Genomic DNA, 18698 nt, shown 5'->3' with positions numbered 1-18698 from the left:
GCCGACCGGTCACCTCAGGTAGGCACGGCGGTCACGCAGGGGGAGCCGGGGACGGTGCCGCCGGGGTCGTACTGGAGGCCGGCGGCAGTACTGCCGCCGGCCGCTCAGTCGCTCAGCCCACCGACGAGTAGGCCACCACTCCGCGCAGCAGTCCGTCGACCGCCTTGCGTGCGTTCTTCGCGACGGTCGAGCTCTCACCGCCGGAGACGGGGGCGGCCGCGGAGATCTGCCCGAGCACATCGATGACCTGCTTGCACCAGCGCACGAAGTCACCGGCAGGCATCTCGGCCTCGCGCAGCACCTCGTCGAGACCCTTGCCGGACGCCCACTGGTACGCGGCCCAGGCGAAGCCGAGGTCCGGCTCGCGCTGGCCCACACCTTCGGACTGGGTGATCCGGAAGTCCTCCTCCAGGGCGTCGAGCCGGCCCCAGATGCGGACCATCTCGCCGAGCGCAGCCTTGGCCTTGCCCGAGGGAAGCTTCGGTGCCATCGCGTCGTCGCCGACCCGGGCCTCGTACACCAACGCCGAGACACAGGCCGCCAGTTCCGCCGGGGCGAGTCCTTCCCAGACCCCGGCGCGCAGGCATTCGCTGGCGAGCAGGTCGAGTTCGCCGTACAGCCGGGCGAGTCGCTTGCCGTGCTCGGTGACGTCGTTGCCCCGCAGGTAGTCCAGCTCGGTCAGGAGCGCGACGATGCGGTCGAAGGTGCGGGCGATGGTGTTCGTCCGGCCCTCGATGCGGTGCTCCAGCTGCGAGGTGTCCCGCTTGAGCCGGTAGTAGCGCTCGGCCCAACGGGCATGGTCCTCGCGGTCGTTGCACCCGTGGCAGGGGTGGGCGCGCAGGTCCGCGCGCAGCCGGGCGATCTCACGGTCGTCGGCCGCGGCCGCCCGGCCCCTGCGGTGGCGGTCCGGGACGATGTGCCCGGCCTTGGTCCTGAGCGCCGACGCCAGATCCCGACGGGACTGCGGGGAGCGCGGGTTGAAGGACTTCGGGATGCGCATCCGCTCCAGCGCCTCGACGGGCACCGGGAAGTCGATCGACGCGAGCCGCTTGACCTGACGCTCGGCGGTGAGCACCAGCGGGCGCGGCCCGTCGTGCTGTTCGAAGCCCCGGTGGCCGTTGGACCGGCCGGCGGGCAGCCCCGGGTCAAGGACCAGAGCCAGCCCCGCGTACTTGCCGGTCGGGACGTGGATGACATCGCCCGGCTTGAGCTTCTCCAGCGCGACGGCCGCCTCGGCCCTGCGCTGCGCCGCCCCCTGCTTGGCGAGCTCCGTCTCGCGGTCCTTGAGTTCGCGGCGCAGCCGTGCGTACTCCTCGAAGTCGCCGAGGTGGCAGGTCATCGACTCCTTGTAGCCGTCGAGCCCCTCCTCGTTGCGCTGCACCTGCCGGGAGATCCCGACGACCGACTTGTCGGCCTGGAACTGCGCGAAGGACGTCTCCAGCAGCTCACGCGAGCGGTGCCGGCCGAACTGCTCGACCAGGTTCACGGCCATGTTGTACGACGGCTTGAAGCTGGAGCGCAGCGGATAGGTGCGGGTGCCCGCGAGTCCGGCCAGGTGGTCGGGGCTGATGCCGCGCTGCCACAGCACGACGGCGTGGCCCTCGACATCGATGCCGCGGCGGCCGGCACGGCCGGTGAGCTGTGTGTACTCGCCGGGGGTGATGTCGGCGTGCTGCTCGCCGTTCCACTTGACGAGCTTCTCCAGCACCACCGAGCGGGCGGGCATGTTGATGCCCAGCGCCAGCGTCTCCGTCGCGAACACGGCCTTGACCAGGCCGCGGACGAAAAGTTCCTCGACGATCTCCTTGAACGTCGGCAGCATGCCCGCGTGGTGGGCCGCGATGCCGCGCTCCAGGCCCTCCAGGAATTCGTAGTACCCAAGGACGTGCAGGTCCTCGGTGGGGATGGACGCCGTGCGCTCCTCGACGAGTTCACGCACCCGCACCCGCGCCTCGTCGTCGTTCAGCCGAAGGCCTGCGTACAGGCACTGCTGGACGGCCGCCTCGCAGGCGGCGCGGCTGAAGATGAACGTGATGGCGGGGAGCAGCCCCTCGGCGTCCAGCCGTTCGATGACCTCGGGACGGCTCGGCGTCCACACGCGCGAGCGCTGTCGACGCTCGCGCTCGCGGTCCGCCTCGCGCATCGCGCGGCCCCGTCTGCGGTCCTGGTACGAGGGACGGCTGGCCTCCATGCGCGCCAGGCGCGTGAGGTCGGGGTTGACGGCCTTCTTCTGGCCCTCGCCCTCCTCGAAGAGGTCGTACATCCGACGTCCGGCGAGCACGTGCTGGAACAGCGGCACGGGCCGGTGCTCGGAGACGATCACCTGGGTGTCGCCGCGCACGGTGTCCAGCCAGTCGCCGAACTCCTCGGCGTTCGACACGGTCGCCGAGAGCGAGACCAGGGTCACCGACTCGGGAAGGTGGATGATCACCTCTTCCCAGACGGCTCCGCGGAAGCGGTCGGAGAGGTAGTGCACCTCGTCCATGACCACGTAGCCGAGGCCGAGAAGGGTCCCCGAGCCCGCGTACAGCATGTTCCGCAGGACCTCGGTGGTCATCACGACCACCGGAGCCTCGGAGTTGACGCTGTTGTCGCCGGTGAGCAGGCCGACCTTGTCCGCGCCGTAGCGACGGCACAGGTCGGCGTACTTCTGGTTCGACAGCGCCTTGATGGGTGTCGTGTAGAAGCACTTCTTGCCCTGCTGGAGGGCGAGGTGGACGGCGAACTCGCCGACGATCGTCTTGCCCGAGCCGGTGGGCGCGGCCACCAGGACGCCCTTGCCCCCTTCAAGAGCTTCACAGGCCTCGATCTGGAAGGGGTCGAGGCCGAAGTCGTACATCTCGCGGAAGGGGGCGAGCGCGGTGGCCTGCTCAGCAGCGCGCTTACGTGCTGCCGCATACCGCTCGGCCGGTGAGAGGTCCTCTGTCATCGTGCTTTCGAGACTACCGGCAGCCACTGACAACAGGACGATCAATATCCGGATCACGGACATGGATCACCATCGCGGATCACCGGCACGACGGAGGGGCCGGACGGATGTCCGTCCGGCCCCTCGCGCAGGTCGTATCAGGATCAGGTGAAGTCGTCGTACCCGTTCACCCGGCCCGAGGACGCGCCCTCGGTGTTCCCGCTCCCCTGCTCTGGCAGGGCCTTCGACGCCGACACGGTCTCGACCTCGCCGATCGCCTCCGGCGTGAGATCAAGATCGGAGGCTTCGTCGTCGTCCAGGTCGGCGTCCGGATTGCGTCGGTTACGCCTCTTGTCGTTGAGCATCGACACGCCGACCGCGATGAAGTACAGGATCACGATGGGTCCGGCGAGCGCGATCATGCCGAACGGGTCGGTGGTGGGGGTCGCCACGGCACCGAAGATGAAGACGCCCATGACGACACCGCGCCACCAGCCGGCCATCCTGCGCCCGGTCACCATGCCGGTGAAGTTCAGCATGACCAGGATCAGGGGCAGTTCGAAGGCTCCGCCGAAGATCAACACCATCCGGACGACGAAGTCCAGGATCTTGTCCATCGGCAGGATGTTCGCCGAGCCGTCGGGCGTGATGCCCAGCAGGACGCGCATGCTGATCGGCAGAATCGTGTAGGCGAGCGCGGCACCGCCGAAGAAGAGCGGCACGGCCGCGGCCACGAAGGCGTACGTGTACTTCCGCTCGCTCTTGTGGAGCCCGGGCGCGATGAACGCCCACAGCTGGTAGAGCCAGATCGGGCTGGAGAGGACCACACCCGCCATGACGCTGACCTTCACCGTGGTGGTGAAGGGGGAGAGCAGGTCGGTGTACGCGATGACGGCGCAGGAACCGCCGGTCGCCTCGCCCAGGCCCTTGGTGCAGCGCGGCACCGGATCCGTGAGGAACTCCATCAGTTCCTGGCTGTAGAAGGCAGCCACGATGGAGACGACCGTGATCGCCAACATGCCCTTCGCGAGCCGGTTGCGGAGCTCGCGAAGGTGGTCCACGAGAGGCATCCGCCCCTCGGGATCCTTCTCTTTCCTTCGGGCAGGCTTGAGCAACCTACGTCCTCGTCCTAGAGAGTCGGGCCGATCTCCGGCGACCCGGCTGGGGTTAGCGCTGCGTCGTACGGTCGGTCGGCTCGGTCACCGGGCGCGAGCTGGTCACGTCTCCGGGAGCGGCCTGGATGGTGCGCTGGGCGGCAGCCTGCTCGGCGTCGGTCGGAGGACCGGCCGCGGCGTCCTTGCTGTCGTCGGCCTTCATGGCCTTGGCCTCGCTCTTGAGGATGCGAGCGGACTTGCCGAGGGAACGCGCCATGTCAGGAAGCTTCTTGGCTCCGAACAGCAGCACGACGATGACGAGAATGAGAATGATCTCGGTGGGGCCGAGCCTACCCATAGCTGTATACCTTCTTCACCGAGGCGACAGGAGTCTGGTGCTTGGCCGTCGGGCTGAAACATCCGACCACCGCGCTTGGCAGCGATCGTAACCCGCGGGAGTAAACGTGAGGCAATGCCCTTGCATACTCCCTGTAGCGACCCGCGCCTCGCTCTTCGGGCCGCTTCAGCAGCGTACCTGCCGATACCGACAAGATGACAGGGCGAAGTCGCCCACAGCACACCGAGCGCAGCACTCACAGGTCGCCCGGAAGGCACTCACAGCGCATCCACGGTCGCATCCACCGACCGGGCGGCGCCTGTGGACGCCCGTTCCAGGTCGTCGGCGGCCCGGTTGATACGGCTCGCGGAGTCCGCCACCTGCTTGCCGAGACGCTCCGCCTCCAGGAAGACACGGACGGCGAGCACGCCGAGGACGGCGATTCCCAGAAATCCCACGGCGATCGCGAGCATCGGCCAGAACATGTCGCCGAGCCTAGACGGTGGAGTGCAGCCGCAGGGTCCGCACCCCGCCTCCGGTGAGCAGTTCGACGATGCGCTCGCCGGCGGGCTTGCGGACGGCGGCACCGCATTCGGGGCAGGTGAAGGAGTAGAAGGTGGTGCGGCTGGAGGCGCCGATGGCCAGGCGCAGTGCACTCGCGGAGAGCTCCAGGCGGGCCCGGCAGTCGGGGCAGGCGGCCTTGAACACCACGGGAATCACCCTCGTCATTCCAGCGAACGCGGACTTGACCGAAATCTCCGGCATACCAGACATCACCGACCTGCTCAAAGCCCTCGCTCCTGCCTGTCGTACGACTCGTCCTGAACTCCGAGAGGTGCGTGCGTGCCGTGCTCACCGTCGTAGGCCGCGAGCGCCTCGCGAGCCGCCTGGCGGGCACTGTCCGCGACATCCTGCGGCGACACGATCCGGCCGTCGCGGCCCAGCCGCAGCGCGAGCCGGCGCAGCGAGGCCGGGTCGGGCGCACGCAGCGTGATCCGCAGGCCACCGTCGGGCAGCTCCTCGGCACTGTCGTGCGGGTAGTACTCGGCGACCCAGCGGCCGCCGGGGGCGACCTCGACGACCACCTCGGGGTCCTCGGCCGCGGGCTGCACCAGCCCTTCGGAGAGGTCCCGGAGCTCGACCTCGGGCGGCGCGGACGGCTCGTCGAGGATCCGGATCTCGGCCACCCGGTCGAGGCGGAAGGTGCGGCGCGCCTCGGAGCGGCGGCACCAGGCCTCCACATACGTGTGGCCGACGCTGACCAGGCGGATCGGGTCGATCTCGCGCTCGGTGAGCTCGTCACGGGCGGGCGAGTAGTAGCGGATCCACAGCCGGCGCCGCTCGGAGATCGCCCGGTCGACGTCGGCGAAGACACCGCCCTCGGACTCGAAGGTCACCGACAGACGTGCGCTGGCAACCGCCGCCTCGCCGGAGGCCGCCTCCACTTTGGCGGTGGCGCGCAGCAGCGCCTGCCGGTCGCCCTCGCGCAGACCGGGCAGCGTGGACACCGCGCGGGCGGCCACCAGCAGCGCGGTCGCCTCGTCGGCGGCGATGCGCAGCGGCTCGGCGACGTCGTCCGGGTTGTGCCACCAGATCCGCTCGCCGTCGGTGTCGATGTCGAGGAGGTCCCCGCCGCGGAAGCTGGTGCCGCACAGGGGAAGCACGTCCAGGTCGGAGATCAGCTCGTCCTCGGTGATGCCGAAGGCGCGGGCCACGTCGCCGACGCGCGCGCCGGGGCGCTCGCGCAGATACGTCACCAGGGACAGCATCCGCCGGGTCTGGTCGATGGCACTGGTGGGCCTGGCCGGTTTTCCTGCCACTGTCCTACGTTCCCCCTCAGCCCTTGGCCACGGCGCGCAGCCGGTCCACGACGTCGGCCCGCAGCTCGGCGGGCTCCAGGACCACCACGTCGGGTCCGAACTCGACGAGCCAGGCATCCAGCCCGTGCCCGTACGGAATCTCCAACTCGTCCCACCCGTCGCCCAGTTCCCGTACGGAGGCGGCCTTGGCGCGCAGCGGGTAGCCCGCTCCCGTGCGCAGCCGGATCAGCGCGGAGCGGTCGGCGTTCTCCCCCGCCCAGCTCGCCACCGTCTCACGCACGGTGACGACGTCGGGCACTTCGGCGGTGTAGCGGCCGGAGCGGGTGCGGACCTTGCCGGTGATCCGGGAGAGCCGGAACACCCGCTCTGCACTGCGGTCACGGTCCCAGCCGGCCAGGTACCAGTGGCCGCGCCAGCACTCCAGGGCCCAGGGCTCCACGCTGCGGGGCTCGGGCTGCGCGGCGTTGGCCTTGCGGTAGTCGAAGAGGACCGGGCGGCGGTCGCGGCAGGCCAGCATCAGCGGCTCGAAGGCCGCCTCGTGCACGGGGATGCGCGGCTCCAGGGCGCCGTGCGACTCGTACGGGTCGACGTCCTCGGGAAGTCCCGCGGCGCGCAGCTTCTGCAGGGCGCCGCTCGCCGCGCCCGCGAGGCGGGCCTGCTGCCAGACCTTCGCGGCGAGCCCGAGGGCGGCCGCTTCCTCGGCGTCGAGGGTGATGGGCGGCAGCCGGTTGCTGTCACGGCGTGCCATGTAGCCGACTTCGCCGTCGAGGTTCTCCACCGTCTCGATGACCAGGCCGAGTTCGCGCAGATCGTCCTTGTCGCGCTCGAACATCCGGTTGAAGGAGTCGTCCGAGCCCGCTTCCAGATAGGCCTCGATGGACTCGCGCAACTCGCGCTTGCTGAGCGGCCGCCGTGTCCCGAGCAGACACAGCGCCAGGTTCATCAGCCGCTCGGCCTTGGCAATGGCCATCGACGCCCTTCCTATGGTGCTTCCGACCGATGACCGTACCGCTCCGTGGTGTCGCGGCAAAAGCCGAGGGCCCATGCCCGGACAGGCATGGGCCCCAGGTGATCGGGACCGATCGGATCACGTACACAACTCGTACGACGATCACGCGGATCGGACGCCGACCGATCCTCGTACGACGATCAGACCGCGATCAGGTCGACGACGAAGATCAGGGTCTCGCCGGGCTTGATCGCCGGGGTGGGGCTCTGGTTGCCGTAGGCGAGGTGCGCCGGAATGGTCAGCTGGCGACGGCCGCCGACCTTCATCCCCTGCACGCCCTTGTCCCAGCCCTTGATGACGCGGCCGCCGCCCAGCGGGAAGCGGAAGGGGGTCCCGCGGTTCCAGCTGGCGTCGAACTCCTCGCCGGTGCTGAAGGCGACGCCCACGTAGTGGACGGTCACGTTCTGGCCGGAGACCGCTTCGGCGCCGTCGCCCTCCCAGATGTCCTTGATCTCGAGGTCCGCCGGGGGCTCGCCGCCCGGGAAGTCGATCTCGGGCTTCTCGATGCTCACGTTTCTGGCTCCTGCTTGTTTGCGTAAAGGCCTTGAGGCAAGACAGACAGTCTCACATCCCCGGAAGGGTTACATCTTCGCCAGGATGTCGACCGTGAAGACGAGGGTGGAGTCCTTCTTGATGCCGCTGCCGCTCGGCGGGCTGTCTCCGTAGCCCAGGCTCGGCGGAACGACGATGAGCACGCGGCTGCCCACCTTCTTCCCGGTCAGACCCTGCGACCAGCCCTTGACGACCTGCTGCAGCGAGAACGACGTCAGCGCGGCCCTCTTGTACGTCGAGTCGAACTCCTTGCCGCCGTCCCACAGCACACCCTTGTACTGCACGAGGACGGTGCTGTCCGCCTTGACCTCGTCGCCGTCGCCCTCGATGACGTAGTTCGCCACGAGCTTCTTCGGGGCGTCCGCCTTCGGGATGTCGACGGCAGGGGCCTTGCCGTCGGTGTTCGTGCCCACCTTCGGCAGGGCGGCGTCGCTCTGGGCGACGTTCTTGCCCTTTGCGGAGCTCTTGGCGTTGAAGGTGTTGTCGATGTCGACGACGAACACCAGCGTGTCGGTGCCCTTGATGCCCGCCTGCGCGTTGCCCTCCTTGCCGTAGCCCCAGGTCGGCGGGACGGCCATCTGGACGCGGCTGCCGGTCTTCTTGCCCGTCAGGGCGTAGCGCCAGCCGTCGATGATCTGGCCCTGGGCGAGCGGGATGAAGAGGGGTGTCTTGCGGTCGTAGGAGTTGTCGAAGACCTTCGCCGTGCTCCAGATCTGGCCCAGGTAGTTCGCCTGGACGTAGTCGCCCTCCGCGACCGTCTTCCCGCTGCCCGCGATCACGGTCTTGACCGCCAGGTCCTTCGACGGCTCGCCGCTGCCCTTGGCCACGGTCGGCTTCTCGTCGAACTTCACCCCCGCCGTGATGGCCGGAAGCGGACCGTCGACGATCTTCGGCGGCGGGGGCGCCGAAGCGGAGGCCGAGGCCGAAGCCGAAGCCGACGGACTGCTGCTGGACTTGGCGGTGTCTGACTTGTCGTCGTCACCGCATCCGGCGAGTGTGACCAGTCCGGCTGGTACGGCAATAAGGAGTGAGCGTCGGCGCACGGTGGGGGCCTCGTATCGGTCGATCTTGGTTGATGGCGTGCGCGCAACTCTACGACGTGACGCGGGCGCCGTACGGAAAACGTACGGCGCCCGGTGTTGCGTTCCGACTGATCGGCCGGAAGCTGTGGATCACATTCCTGCGATCAGCTTCTCCACCCGGTCGTCGACGGAACGGAACGGGTCCTTGCACAACACGGTGCGCTGTGCCTGGTCGTTGAGCTTGAGGTGCACCCAGTCGACGGTGAAGTCGCGGCGCTGTTCCTGTGCGCGCCGGATGAAGTCACCGCGCAGCCGCGCCCGAGTGGTCTGCGGGGGCACCGACTTGCCCTCGAAGATCTTCAAGTCGTTGCAGATCCGGGCGGCTTGGCCCTTCCTCTCCAGGAGGTAGTAGAGACCGCGCCGGCGGTGGATGTCGTGGTAGGCGAGGTCTATCTGCGCGACCCGCGGGTGGGACATGGTCATGTTGTGCTTCGCCCGGTACCGCTCGATGAGCTGGTACTTCATGACCCAGTCGATCTCGGTGCCGATCCGGTCGAGGTCCTCCGCCTCGATCGAGTCCAGGACCCGGCCCCACAGCTCCAGCACCTGCTCGACCGTCCCGGTGCGGATGCCGCGGCGCTCGCAGAAGTCCACGGCCTTCTCGTAGTACTCGCGCTGCACCTCCAGGGCGGAGGCCTCGCGTCCGCTGGCCAGCCGCACCTTGCGGCGGCCCGTGATGTCGTGGCTGACCTCGCGGATCGCCCGGATCGGGTTCTCCAGGGTCAGGTCCCGCATCACCGTGCCCGCCTCGATCATGCGCAGCACGAGGTCGGTGGCGCCGACCTTGAGGAGCATGGTGGTCTCGGACATGTTCGAGTCGCCCACGATGACGTGCAGGCGGCGGTAGCGCTCGGCGTCCGCGTGCGGTTCGTCCCGGGTGTTGATGATGGGCCGGGAGCGGGTCGTCGCCGAGCTGACGCCCTCCCAGATGTGCTCGGCGCGCTGGCTGACGCAGTACACCGCCCCGCGCGGAGTCTGCAGCACCTTGCCGGCACCACAGAGGAGCTGCCTCGTGACGAGGAACGGAATGAGGATGTCCGCCAGCCGGGAGAACTCCCCGTGACGCGCCACCAGATAGTTCTCGTGGCAGCCGTAGGAGTTTCCGGCCGAGTCGGTGTTGTTCTTGAACAGGTAGACGTCGCCCGCGATTCCTTCCTCGTGCAGGCGTCGTTCGGCATCTACCAGGAGTCCTTCGAGAATGCGCTCGCCGGCCTTGTCGTGGGTGACAAGTTCCGTCACGTTGTCACATTCCGGTGTCGCGTATTCCGGATGTGATCCCACGTCGAGATAGAGGCGTGCGCCGTTTCGCAGAAAGACATTGCTGCTACGGCCCCATGACACGACACGGCGGAAGAGGTACCGAGCCACCTCGTCGGGAGACAGGCGCCGCTGTCCCCTGAACGTACACGTGACGCCGTACTCGTTCTCCAGCCCGAAAATGCGGCGGTCCATGACTGAACATTACGCCCGATCCCCTGAGCTGAAACGGGGTTCGACGGCACGGTTTGGATCATTTTCCGATGAGACCGCAACTACCGCGCCCCCGCCGGGAGCTGCGAGGACCCGCCCGGTGGCCGCCAGCACCAGCAGCGACACGGCTCCGGCGACGCTCGGCACGGCGAAGCCCCACACCGCGCCGCCCCACTCGACGACCGGCCCCGCAAGGCCCGTTCCGACGGACGCGCCCACCGTGAACGTCGTCACGAGCCAGGAGAACGCCTCGGTGACCGTGCCGCTCGGCGCGTGCCGGTCCACGATGATGAACGCGCAGGCGATGCAGGGCGCCAGGAAGAGCCCCGCGAGCGCGGTGAGCGCCGTCATGGGGACCGCGCCGGGCACCAGCATCAGCGGCAGGTAACACACCGCCAGCAGGGCTACGAGCACCCGCAGTCGCCGCTCCGGGGCGCCCCGCCACTGCCGCGCCCCGTAGACGGTGCCGCCGACCAGCGCGCCGAGGCCGATGCCCGCCATGAGCCAGCCGTACACGGCGTCGCCGCCGTGGTCGTCCGCGTACGCCAGGGACGCGACCGTGATGGAGCCGAGCGCGATGCCGACGAACAGGAACGCGCCGAGCAGGGCGAGGAGCCCGGGCGACCTGAGCGCACCGAGCCAGTGGGCCTCGCGGGGCTCGGAGCGCCACGCGCGCGAGGGCGGCGACACGACCACGGAGAGCGCGCCGAGGACGCCGATGGCCGCGAGGACGACGAGCGCGGTCCGCGCGGACCACAGGGACACGCACAGCGTCAGGAGCAACGGCCCGACGGTGAACATCACTTCCTGCGCGACGGCGTCCATCGCGTACGCGGTGTGCACCTGGTCCTCCTTACGGAGGACGGAGGGCCACAGCGCCCGCAGACCGCCCTCCAGGGGAGGCGTGAAGAGCCCCGCGGCCGCGATGGCGGCATACGCGAGCGGCAGCGGATCGGTGCCCGCGAGGGCGAAGACCGTCATGCCGAGGGCGGAGACCACCGCGGCGGACAGCTGCACGCGCGGCTGCCCGTGAAGGTCCACGAGCCGGCCGAGCAGCGGCTGTCCCGCGGCGTTGGCGACTCCGTAGACCGCCGCGAGCCCCCCGGCGAGGCTGTACGACCCGCCCTGCGCGCGGATGAAGAGCACGACGGCGATCGCGGCGGTGGCGTTCGGCAGCCGGCCCACCAGCGTGCCGACGAGCAGGCGCGTGGCGTGCCTCGTCCTGAGGATCTCCAGGTAGCCCGCGGCCATGTCGTGTCCTTCTGCTCGCCCGCAACACATGAGGTTTTACGTATAACGTCTCCCGTCATACGTACCATGTGCCCAGTCGGCGAGTCCAGCAGAAGGCGCAGGTGCACGGTGGCACGAGGCAGCACCCGGCCCACGAGCCGTGACGTCGCCCAGGCCGCCGGGGTCTCCCAGGCCGCCGTCTCCCTGGTCCTCGGCGACAAATGGCGCGGCCGGGTCTCGCAGCCCACGGCCGAACGCGTACGGGAGGCCGCCCGCGAACTGGGCTACCGCCCGAACCTGGCCGCCCGCAACCTCCGCCTGGGCCGCACCCGGACCGTCCTGCTCGTGGTACCCGCACTCACCACCGAGTTCTTCGCCGGCGTCTACACCGGCGCCGCCCGCGTCGCGGCCGAGCACGGCTTCGGCGTGGTCCTCTACCCCTCCCCCGAAGGCATCGGCCCCGCCCGCGACCCCTTCGGCTCGGCCCGCGCCGCCCTGGACGGCGTCATCGCCTCCTCCATGGCCGCCGACGCCCTCACCGCCATCCGCGGTGACCAGCTGCCCCTCGTCATGCTCGACAGCGACCCCGCGGGCAGCCTCGGCGCCGCGACCGTGAACCTCGACATCGCCGACGGCGTACGGCGGGTGGCCGACCACCTGCTGGAACTGGGACACCGCCGCTTCCTGCACCTGGCCGCCGACATCCCCTCCTGGACCTTCGAGGTACGCGCGCGGGAACTCGCCGAGCGCGTCGGCACCGTGCGTACGGCGCTCTCGCCGATCTCCGTCGAAGGAGCGCTCGCCGCCGTCGAAGCCGCCCTCCGCGAACCCGGCCCGCGGCCCACGGCCGTCATCTGCGACGACGACAAACTCGCCGTCGGCGCCTACAAGGCCGCCCGCCGACTCGGCCTGCGCATCCCCGAGGACCTGTCCGTCACCGGCTTCGACGACCTCGGACTCGCGACCGCCATCGATCCGGAGCTCACCACCGTCCGGCTCGACGCCGAGCTCTTCGGCGAACGCGGCATGCGGGCCCTGCTGGCCGTTCTGGACGGCCGTACGCCGACGGACGGGGACATCCCGGTCGAACTGGTCGTACGGGGCTCCACAGCCCCGCCAGGCCGCTCCTGAACCCCCTGCACCCGATGGCCCCCGGCGGCCCGAAACGCAGTGCGCCCCGGCCACTGTCGGCCGGGGCGCACATCAGCGATCGGGTCGCTCACTCGTCGTCCGCGGCATCCTCGGCCTCGGTGGCGGTCGACGCGCCGTTCGCCTCCAGCAGGCGGGCCAGCTGACGGCCGACGATGCGCTTGAACTTGCGCTGCTGCGGACGCGTACGGTCCAGGATCGCCACCTCCAGACGCTCCGCGGGGATCTCCCGCTGCCCGCCGTTCGGTTCCCGGGACAGGGACTTCACGGCCAGCTTGAGCGCCTCGGCGAGGCTCATGCCGTCCTGGTGCTGCTCGTCGAGATAGCTGCTGATCTGCTCGGCGTTGCCGCCGACCGCGACCGAGCCGTGCTCGTCCACGATCGACCCGTCGTGCGGCAGCCGGTAGATCTGGTCGCCCTCAGGGGTCTCGCCGACCTCCGCGACCACGAGCTCCACCTCGTAGGGCTTCTCGGCCGCCGAGGAGAAGATCGTGCCCAGCGTCTGGGCGTAGACATTGGCGAGACCACGGGCGGTCACGTCGTCACGGTCGTAGGTGTAACCGCGCAGGTCGGCATAGCGCACGCCGCCGATCCGCAGGTTCTCGTACTCGTTGTACTTGCCGGCGGCCGCGAAGCCGATCCGGTCGTAGATCTCGCTGAACTTGTGCAGCGCACGGGACGGGTTCTCGCCGACGAACACGATGCCGTCGGCATACTGCAGCACGACCAGGCTGCGGCCGCGGGCGATGCCCTTGCGGGCGTACTCCGCCCGGTCGGCCATGGCCTGCTGGGGTGAGACATAGAACGGCGTCGACACCGGTTATCCGTCCCTTTCTGTCGAAGTCACTGGATCACCTTGAGAAGAAGGCCGCTGTCAGAGCAGCGCGGCCCGCGGGCCGTCGGGCTGCTCCAGGCGCCGCTCCAGGATCGAGCGGGCGATCTCGGAGGACTCCTCGTCGGTGAGACGGCGGAACCCGTCCTCGGTGATCACGGTGACGATCGGGTAGATCCGGCGGGCGACGTCCGGACCGCCCGTCGCCGAGTCGTCGTCGGCCGCGTCGTACAGGGCCTGCACGACGAGCGTCGTGGCCTGCTGCTCGTTCAGGTCCTTGCTGTACAGCTTCTTCATGGCGCCGCGCGCGAAGATCGAGCCGGAGCCCGTGGCCGCGAAGCCGTGCTCCTCGCTGCGGCCGCCGGTGACGTCGTAGGAGAAGATGCGGCCCCTCTCGCGGTCCACGTCGTATCCCGCGAAGAGCGGCACCACGGCCAGGCCCTGCATGGCCATGCCGAGGTTGGAACGGATCATCGTGGACAGCCGGTTGGCCTTGCCCTCCAGCGAGAGCGTGGCCCCCTCGACCTTCTCGAAGTGCTCCAGCTCCAGTTGGAAGAGCTTGACCATCTCGACGGCGAGACCGGCGGTGCCGGCGATACCGACGGCCGAGTACTCGTCCGCCGGGAAGACCTTCTCGATGTCCCGCTGCGCGATGACATTGCCCATGGTGGCCCGCCGGTCACCGGCGAGCACCACGCCGCCGGGGAACGTGACGGCGACGATGGTCGTGCCGTGCGGCGCCTCGATGACACCCTTCATGGGCGGCAGCTGCCGGTTGCCCGGGAGCATCTGCGGCTGGTGCGCGGACAGGAAGTCCATGAAGGACGACGACCCTGGCGTCAGGAAGGCAGCCGGCAGACGCCCGGTGCTACGAGTGTTGGCTTCCACGCGTTTCCTTCCAGGTAATCGGCAGCTCGGTGCGCAGCTTTGGGATCGCCCCTCAACAGGCCGAGGCCGGAAATGCAGTTGAAGCACAGTACGCCACGGACCCTACCCGTCCTGTGGCAGTGATCCACCTGGACCGCCAGGGCTTTTGAGCGGATCACAAGGGGCCTTCGTTCCGGGCGGCGAGTGCTGCGCGCGACCTCGTCCAACGGCACCGCGCGCAGCACTTCACGTCCGGCTCGTGTGTCACCCTTACACCCCGGAAGCCTTCGATTCGAAGGAGGAAGCGGCTTACTGCCCGCCCTTTTGAACGAAGGACCTCACGAAGTCCTCGGCGTTCTCCTCGAGTACGTCATCGATCTCGTCCAGAACCGAGTCGACGTCGTCGCTCAGCTTCTCCTGGCGTTCCTTGAGGTCGTCCGTGGCCTGTGCGTCCTGGGCCTGCTCCTCGACCTCCTCGGTGGAACGCGTTGCCTTCTGCTGTCCGCCGCCGGTGTCCTTGGTCGCCATCTACCTCACCCCGCTCGGTTCGACGTTCTTGATCAGACCCTACAAGCCGGGTCCGACATCGGCCCCGCACTTCTGCAACGTGCGAGGCCCACCTCTGTGATTCCCCTGCCGTGGACCTTTCAGCCGCCGGAGAGCACGCGAACCAGGTCTTCGGCCGTACGGCACCGGTCCAGCAGCTCTTTCACGTGATTACGCGTTCCGCGAAGCGGCTCCAGGGTTGGGACGCGCTGGAGCGAGTCCCGGCCCGGGAGATCGAAGATCACCGAGTCCCAGGAGGCCGCCGCGACGTCGTCCGCGTACTGCTCCAGGCAGCGTCCGCGGAAGTACGCACGGGTGTCCTCCGGCGGCTTCGTACGGGCGTCGTCGACGTCCGTCTCGGTCAGCAGGCGCTTCATCCTGCCGCGTGCCGCGAGGCGGTTGTAGAGGCCCTTCTCGGCCCGTACATCGGCGTACTGGAGGTCGACCAGGTGCAGCCGGGCCGCGTCCCAGTCGAGGCCGTCCCGGCGCCTGTAGCCCTCCATCAGCTCACGCTTGGCGACCCAGTCGAGCTCTCCGGAAAGGCTCATCGGATCGTTCTCCAGGCGGTTGAGCGTGTCCTCCCAGCGGACCAGGACGTCCTTGGTCTGGTCGTCCGCGTCGGCTCCGAACCGCTCCTCCACGTACTTGCGGGACAGCTCGAAGTACTCCATCTGGAGTTGTACGGCGGTGAGTGTCCGACCGCTGCGGAGCGTGACCAGCCGCTTCAGCGAGGGGTCGTGCGAGACCTGGTGCAGTGTGCGCACGGGCTGGTCGACGGCGAGGTCCACGGCGATGAAGCCGTCCTCGATCATCGACAGGACGAGCGCGGTGGTGCCCAGCTTGAGATAGGTCGAGATCTCGGAGAGGTTCGCGTCGCCGATGATCACATGGAGCCGGCGGTACTTCTCGGCGTCCGCGTGGGGTTCGTCGCGCGTGTTGATGATGGGGCGCTTGAGGGTGGTTTCGAGGCCCACCTCGACCTCGAAGTAGTCGGCGCGCTGACTGAGCTGGAAGCCGTGCTCGTGCCCGTCCTGACCGATACCGACGCGGCCCGCTCCGGTGACGACCTGGCGTGAGACGAAGAACGGCGTGAGGTGGCGCACGATGTCCGAGAAGGGGGTCTCCCGCTTCATCAGGTAGTTCTCGTGCGTGCCGTAGGAGGCGCCTTTGTTGTCGGTGTTGTTCTTGTAGAGGTGGATCGGCTGGGCGCCGGGGAGCTGGGCCGCGCGGTCCGCGGCCTCCGCCATGATGCGCTCGCCGGCCTTGTCCCACAGGACGGCGTCCAGCGGGTTGGTGACCTCGGGGGCGCTGTATTCGGGGTGTGCGTGGTCGACGTACAGCCGCGCGCCGTTGGTGAGGATGACATTGGCGAGGCCGATGTCCTCGTCGGTGAGCTGGCTTGAGTCGGCGACCTCACGGGCGAGGTCGAAGCCTCGCGCGTCCCGGAGCGGGTTCTCCTCCTCGAAGTCCCAGCGGGCGCGGCGCGCCCGGTGCATCGCCGCCGCGTAGGCGTTGACGATTTGGGACGAGGTGAGCATGGCATTGGCGTTCGGGTGGCCAGGGACGGAGATCCCGTACTCCGTCTCGATGCCCATTACTCGCCGTACGGTCATGCGGCCCTCCTTGCCCGGCGGCGCCCTCGGTCGGGGACGCTGCTCAAGTACCGCTGGTGCTCCGGTGCGTGTGCGGTGCCCGTCCCCGCACTGCGCGACTCGGCGGTACGAAAGAGCCTAGAGCGCCTCTGCGCTGGTGGGGAGATCATTTGCGTCATTGCTCTGCTCCAGCCGTGACCCGAAAAACAGTCGGCTGCGGGTACCCGGCTCGGGCACCCGCAGCCGCCCTGTCTTTTACAGGTACTGCCCGGTGTTGGCCACGGTGTCGATGGAGCGTCCGGTGTCCGCACCCTGCTTTCCGGTGATGAGCGTACGGATGTACACGATCCGTTCGCCCTTCTTTCCGGAGATTCGGGCCCAGTCGTCCGGGTTGGTGGTGTTGGGCAGGTCCTCGTTCTCCTTGAACTCGTCCACACATGCCTGGAGGAGGTGGGAGACGCGGATGCCCTTCTGCTTGTGGTCGAGGAAGTCCTTGATCGCCATCTTCTTGGCCCGGCCCACGATGTTCTCGATCATGGCGCCGGAGTTGAAGTCCTTGAAGTAGAGGACTTCCTTGTCACCGTTGGCGTAGGTGACCTCCAGGAAGCGGTTCTCCTCGGATTCCGTGTACATGTGTTCCACGGCCGTCTGGATCATGCTCTGGACGGTGGTGACCTTGTCGCCGCCGTGCTCCCCCACGTCCTCGGGGTGCAGCGGGAGCCGCTCCGTGAGGTACTTCTGGAAGATGTCCTTGGCCGCTTCGGCGTCCGGACGCTCGATCTTGATCTTCACGTCGAGGCGGCCGGGGCGCAGGATGGCGGGGTCGATCATGTCCTCGCGGTTGGAGGCACCGATCACGACCACGTTCTGCAGGCCCTCCACGCCGTCGATCTCGGCGAGCAGCTGCGGGACGATGGTGTTCTCCACGTCCGAGCTGACGCCCGACCCACGGGTGCGGAAGAGGGATTCCATCTCGTCGAAGAAGACGATGACGGGAGTGCCCTCGCTGGCCTTCTCACGCGCACGCTGGAAGACGAGGCGGATCTGCCGCTCGGTCTCACCGACGTACTTGTTGAGGAGCTCGGGGCCCTTGATGTTGAGGAAGAAGCTCTTGCCGGTGGCCTGTCCGGTCACCTCGGCGACCTTCTTGGCCAGCGAGTTGGCGACGGCCTTGGCGATGAGCGTCTTGCCGCATCCGGGGGGCCCGTACAGCAGCACACCCTTGGGCGGCCGCAGTTCGTGCTCCTTGAAGAGGTCGGGATAGAGGTACGGGAGCTCGACCGCGTCACGGATCATCTCGATCTGGCCGCCCAGACCGCCGATCTGCTCATAGCCGATGTCGGGGACCTCTTCGAGGACGAGTTCCTCGACCTCGCTCTTGGGAACGATTTCGTAGACGTAACCGGATCGGGGTTCGAGCAGCAGGGCGTCGCCGGGGCGGATGTTGACATCGAGCAGCGGCTCGGCGAGCCGCACCACTCGTTCCTCGTCCGTGTGCCCCAGCACCAGGGCCCGCTCGCCGTCCTCAAGGATCTCCTTGAGGGTGACGATGTCCCCGACGCGCTCGTACTCCATGGCCTCGACCACGTTGAGCGCTTCGTTGAGCATCACTTCCTGGCCGCGCCTGAGCTCTTCGAGCTCGACGCTGGGGCTGACGTTCACCCGGAGCTTTCGGCCGCCGGTGAAGATGTCCGCCGTGCCGTCCTCGTTCGCCTCGAGGAAGACACCGAAGCCGGCCGGCGGCTGTGCGAGCCGGTCGACCTCCTCCTTGAGGGCCACGATCTGGTCGCGGGCCTCGCGGAGTGTGTTGGCGAGCCGCTCGTTCTGGGCGGACACGCCTGCCAGGTTGGTCTGCAGCTCGACGATCCGCTCTTCGAGAATCCTCGTATGCCGCGGAGAGTCGGCGAGCTTGCGTCGCAGGACGGCGATCTCCTGCTCAAGGTAGGCAATCTGCCCGGCGGGGTCATCGGACCCTCGTCCCGGGCGGATGCCGCGGTTCATGTCGTCGTCGTGGGCTGCCACGGTCCTCACCTCCTCCAAGGGGAGCTGGACGCTTCCAGACCCTACCTGGGTGGGTGTCGATTGAAACCCCTAGATCACAAAGACTGTCGGGGTGTGTCCGATCTTCACCCTTGCGCTCTCCCTCACGCCAGGGGAATACCCACCGAACATGATTGGGAAGCCGCCAGAGGTAGGGTCGAACTGTTCAA

The 18698-nt window shown here is 68.6% G+C and carries 17 protein-coding genes and 1 pseudogene; 1 reads left to right on the top strand and 17 read right to left on the bottom strand.

Going from position 1 to position 18698, the window contains the following annotated elements:
- Nucleotides 1-112: 112 nt before the first annotated feature.
- From ABZS97_RS19135 to ABZS97_RS19085, 11 genes are all read right to left on the bottom strand, one after another.
- Nucleotides 113-2974, bottom strand: coding sequence for a DEAD/DEAH box helicase (locus ABZS97_RS19135; protein ID WP_356139333.1), 2862 nt, complete (start codon nucleotides 2972-2974; stop codon nucleotides 113-115).
- 98 nt (nucleotides 2975-3072) lie between these two features.
- Nucleotides 3073-3978, bottom strand: a complete 906-nt coding sequence (gene tatC / locus ABZS97_RS19130) for a twin-arginine translocase subunit TatC (protein ID WP_356139309.1) — start codon at nucleotides 3976-3978, stop codon at nucleotides 3073-3075.
- 97 nt (nucleotides 3979-4075) lie between these two features.
- Nucleotides 4076-4360, bottom strand: a complete 285-nt coding sequence (gene tatA, locus ABZS97_RS19125) for a Sec-independent protein translocase subunit TatA (protein WP_356139307.1) — start codon at nucleotides 4358-4360, stop codon at nucleotides 4076-4078.
- Nucleotides 4361-4617: 257 nt separating this feature from the next.
- Nucleotides 4618-4824, bottom strand: a complete 207-nt coding sequence (locus ABZS97_RS19120; protein WP_356139305.1) for a hypothetical protein — start codon at nucleotides 4822-4824, stop codon at nucleotides 4618-4620.
- A gap of 10 nt (nucleotides 4825-4834) precedes the next feature.
- Nucleotides 4835-5128 (bottom strand): hypothetical protein, encoded by a 294-nt coding sequence (locus ABZS97_RS19115; protein WP_356139303.1) that lies wholly within the window; start codon nucleotides 5126-5128, stop codon nucleotides 4835-4837.
- A complete protein-coding gene (locus ABZS97_RS19110) occupies nucleotides 5125-6159 on the bottom strand; it encodes a WYL domain-containing protein (RefSeq protein WP_356139301.1) in 1035 nt (344 codons plus the stop codon). Before ABZS97_RS19110 ends, ABZS97_RS19115 begins: the two co-directional genes overlap by 4 nt.
- A 16-nt stretch (nucleotides 6160-6175) precedes the next feature.
- A complete protein-coding gene (locus tag ABZS97_RS19105) occupies nucleotides 6176-7129 on the bottom strand; it encodes a WYL domain-containing protein (RefSeq protein WP_356139299.1) in 954 nt (317 codons plus the stop codon).
- Between the two features lie 179 nt (nucleotides 7130-7308).
- The gene (locus tag ABZS97_RS19100) at nucleotides 7309-7680 is read right to left on the bottom strand and encodes an FKBP-type peptidyl-prolyl cis-trans isomerase (protein ID WP_356139297.1); all 372 of its coding nucleotides are present in this window, start codon (nucleotides 7678-7680) and stop codon (nucleotides 7309-7311) included.
- A 69-nt stretch (nucleotides 7681-7749) separates the two neighbouring features.
- Nucleotides 7750-8763: an FKBP-type peptidyl-prolyl cis-trans isomerase gene (locus ABZS97_RS19095; RefSeq protein WP_356139295.1), complete on the bottom strand. Its 1014-nt coding sequence runs from the start codon at nucleotides 8761-8763 to the stop codon at nucleotides 7750-7752.
- Between the two features lie 129 nt (nucleotides 8764-8892).
- A complete protein-coding gene (gene pafA, locus ABZS97_RS19090; RefSeq protein WP_019066118.1) occupies nucleotides 8893-10254 on the bottom strand; it encodes a Pup--protein ligase in 1362 nt (453 codons plus the stop codon).
- A gap of 9 nt (nucleotides 10255-10263) precedes the next feature.
- On the bottom strand, nucleotides 10264-11523 hold the full coding sequence (locus tag ABZS97_RS19085; protein WP_356139292.1) for an MFS transporter: 1260 nt from the start codon (nucleotides 11521-11523) through the stop codon (nucleotides 10264-10266).
- Nucleotides 11524-11631: 108 nt separating this feature from the next.
- On the opposite strand from ABZS97_RS19085, the gene ABZS97_RS19080 reads away from it, so the two are divergent.
- Nucleotides 11632-12633 carry a LacI family DNA-binding transcriptional regulator gene (locus ABZS97_RS19080; protein WP_356139290.1) on the top strand — a complete coding sequence of 334 codons (1002 nt, stop codon included), beginning with the start codon at nucleotides 11632-11634 and terminating at the stop codon, nucleotides 12631-12633.
- Nucleotides 12634-12721: 88 nt separating this feature from the next.
- Here ABZS97_RS19080 and prcA read toward each other — a convergent pair whose 3' ends face one another.
- The 6 genes and pseudogenes from prcA to arc form a co-directional block, all read right to left on the bottom strand.
- Entirely contained in the window at nucleotides 12722-13468 is a 747-nt protein-coding gene (prcA, locus tag ABZS97_RS19075; protein ID WP_356139288.1) for a proteasome subunit alpha, read from the bottom strand.
- 57 nt (nucleotides 13469-13525) lie between these two features.
- Entirely contained in the window at nucleotides 13526-14371 is an 846-nt protein-coding gene (gene prcB, locus ABZS97_RS19070) for a proteasome subunit beta (protein ID WP_356139286.1), read from the bottom strand.
- A pseudogene (locus tag ABZS97_RS19065) lies at nucleotides 14323-14532 on the bottom strand (endonuclease domain-containing protein); the annotation flags it as partial. The gene prcB and the pseudogene ABZS97_RS19065, both read right to left, overlap by 49 nt.
- Before the next feature lie 127 nt (nucleotides 14533-14659).
- Nucleotides 14660-14878 carry a ubiquitin-like protein Pup gene (locus tag ABZS97_RS19060; protein ID WP_037739193.1) on the bottom strand — a complete coding sequence of 73 codons (219 nt, stop codon included), beginning with the start codon at nucleotides 14876-14878 and terminating at the stop codon, nucleotides 14660-14662.
- Nucleotides 14879-14997: 119 nt separating this feature from the next.
- A complete protein-coding gene (dop, locus tag ABZS97_RS19055; RefSeq protein WP_356139283.1) occupies nucleotides 14998-16509 on the bottom strand; it encodes a depupylase/deamidase Dop in 1512 nt (503 codons plus the stop codon).
- A 234-nt stretch (nucleotides 16510-16743) separates the two neighbouring features.
- Nucleotides 16744-18510 carry a proteasome ATPase gene (gene arc / locus ABZS97_RS19050; protein ID WP_356139281.1) on the bottom strand — a complete coding sequence of 589 codons (1767 nt, stop codon included), beginning with the start codon at nucleotides 18508-18510 and terminating at the stop codon, nucleotides 16744-16746.
- Nucleotides 18511-18698 lie beyond the last annotated feature (188 nt).

The organism is Streptomyces sp. NPDC005485, assembly GCF_040606085.1.
Taxonomy (GTDB): domain Bacteria; phylum Actinomycetota; class Actinomycetes; order Streptomycetales; family Streptomycetaceae; genus Streptomyces.
Note: the sequence above shows the minus strand (reverse complement) of the source record. Positions and strands in the feature narration are given on the sequence as shown.

Bases quoted from the DNA above. Each gene is read 5' to 3' on its own strand.
- pafA (WP_019066118.1), bottom strand. From the start codon at position 10,254: ATGGACCGCCGCATTTTCGGGCTGGAGAACGAGTACGGCGTCACGTGT.
- ABZS97_RS19060 (WP_037739193.1), bottom strand. From the start codon at position 14,878: ATGGCGACCAAGGACACCGGCGGCGGACAGCAGAAGGCAACGCGTTCC.
- tatA (WP_356139307.1), bottom strand. From the start codon at position 4,360: ATGGGTAGGCTCGGCCCCACCGAGATCATTCTCATTCTCGTCATCGTC.
- ABZS97_RS19085 (WP_356139292.1), bottom strand. From the start codon at position 11,523: ATGGCCGCGGGCTACCTGGAGATCCTCAGGACGAGGCACGCCACGCGC.
- ABZS97_RS19120 (WP_356139305.1), bottom strand. From the start codon at position 4,824: ATGTTCTGGCCGATGCTCGCGATCGCCGTGGGATTTCTGGGAATCGCC.
- dop (WP_356139283.1), bottom strand. From the start codon at position 16,509: ATGACCGTACGGCGAGTAATGGGCATCGAGACGGAGTACGGGATCTCC.
- tatC (WP_356139309.1), bottom strand. From the start codon at position 3,978: ATGCCTCTCGTGGACCACCTTCGCGAGCTCCGCAACCGGCTCGCGAAG.
- ABZS97_RS19105 (WP_356139299.1), bottom strand. From the start codon at position 7,129: ATGGCCATTGCCAAGGCCGAGCGGCTGATGAACCTGGCGCTGTGTCTG.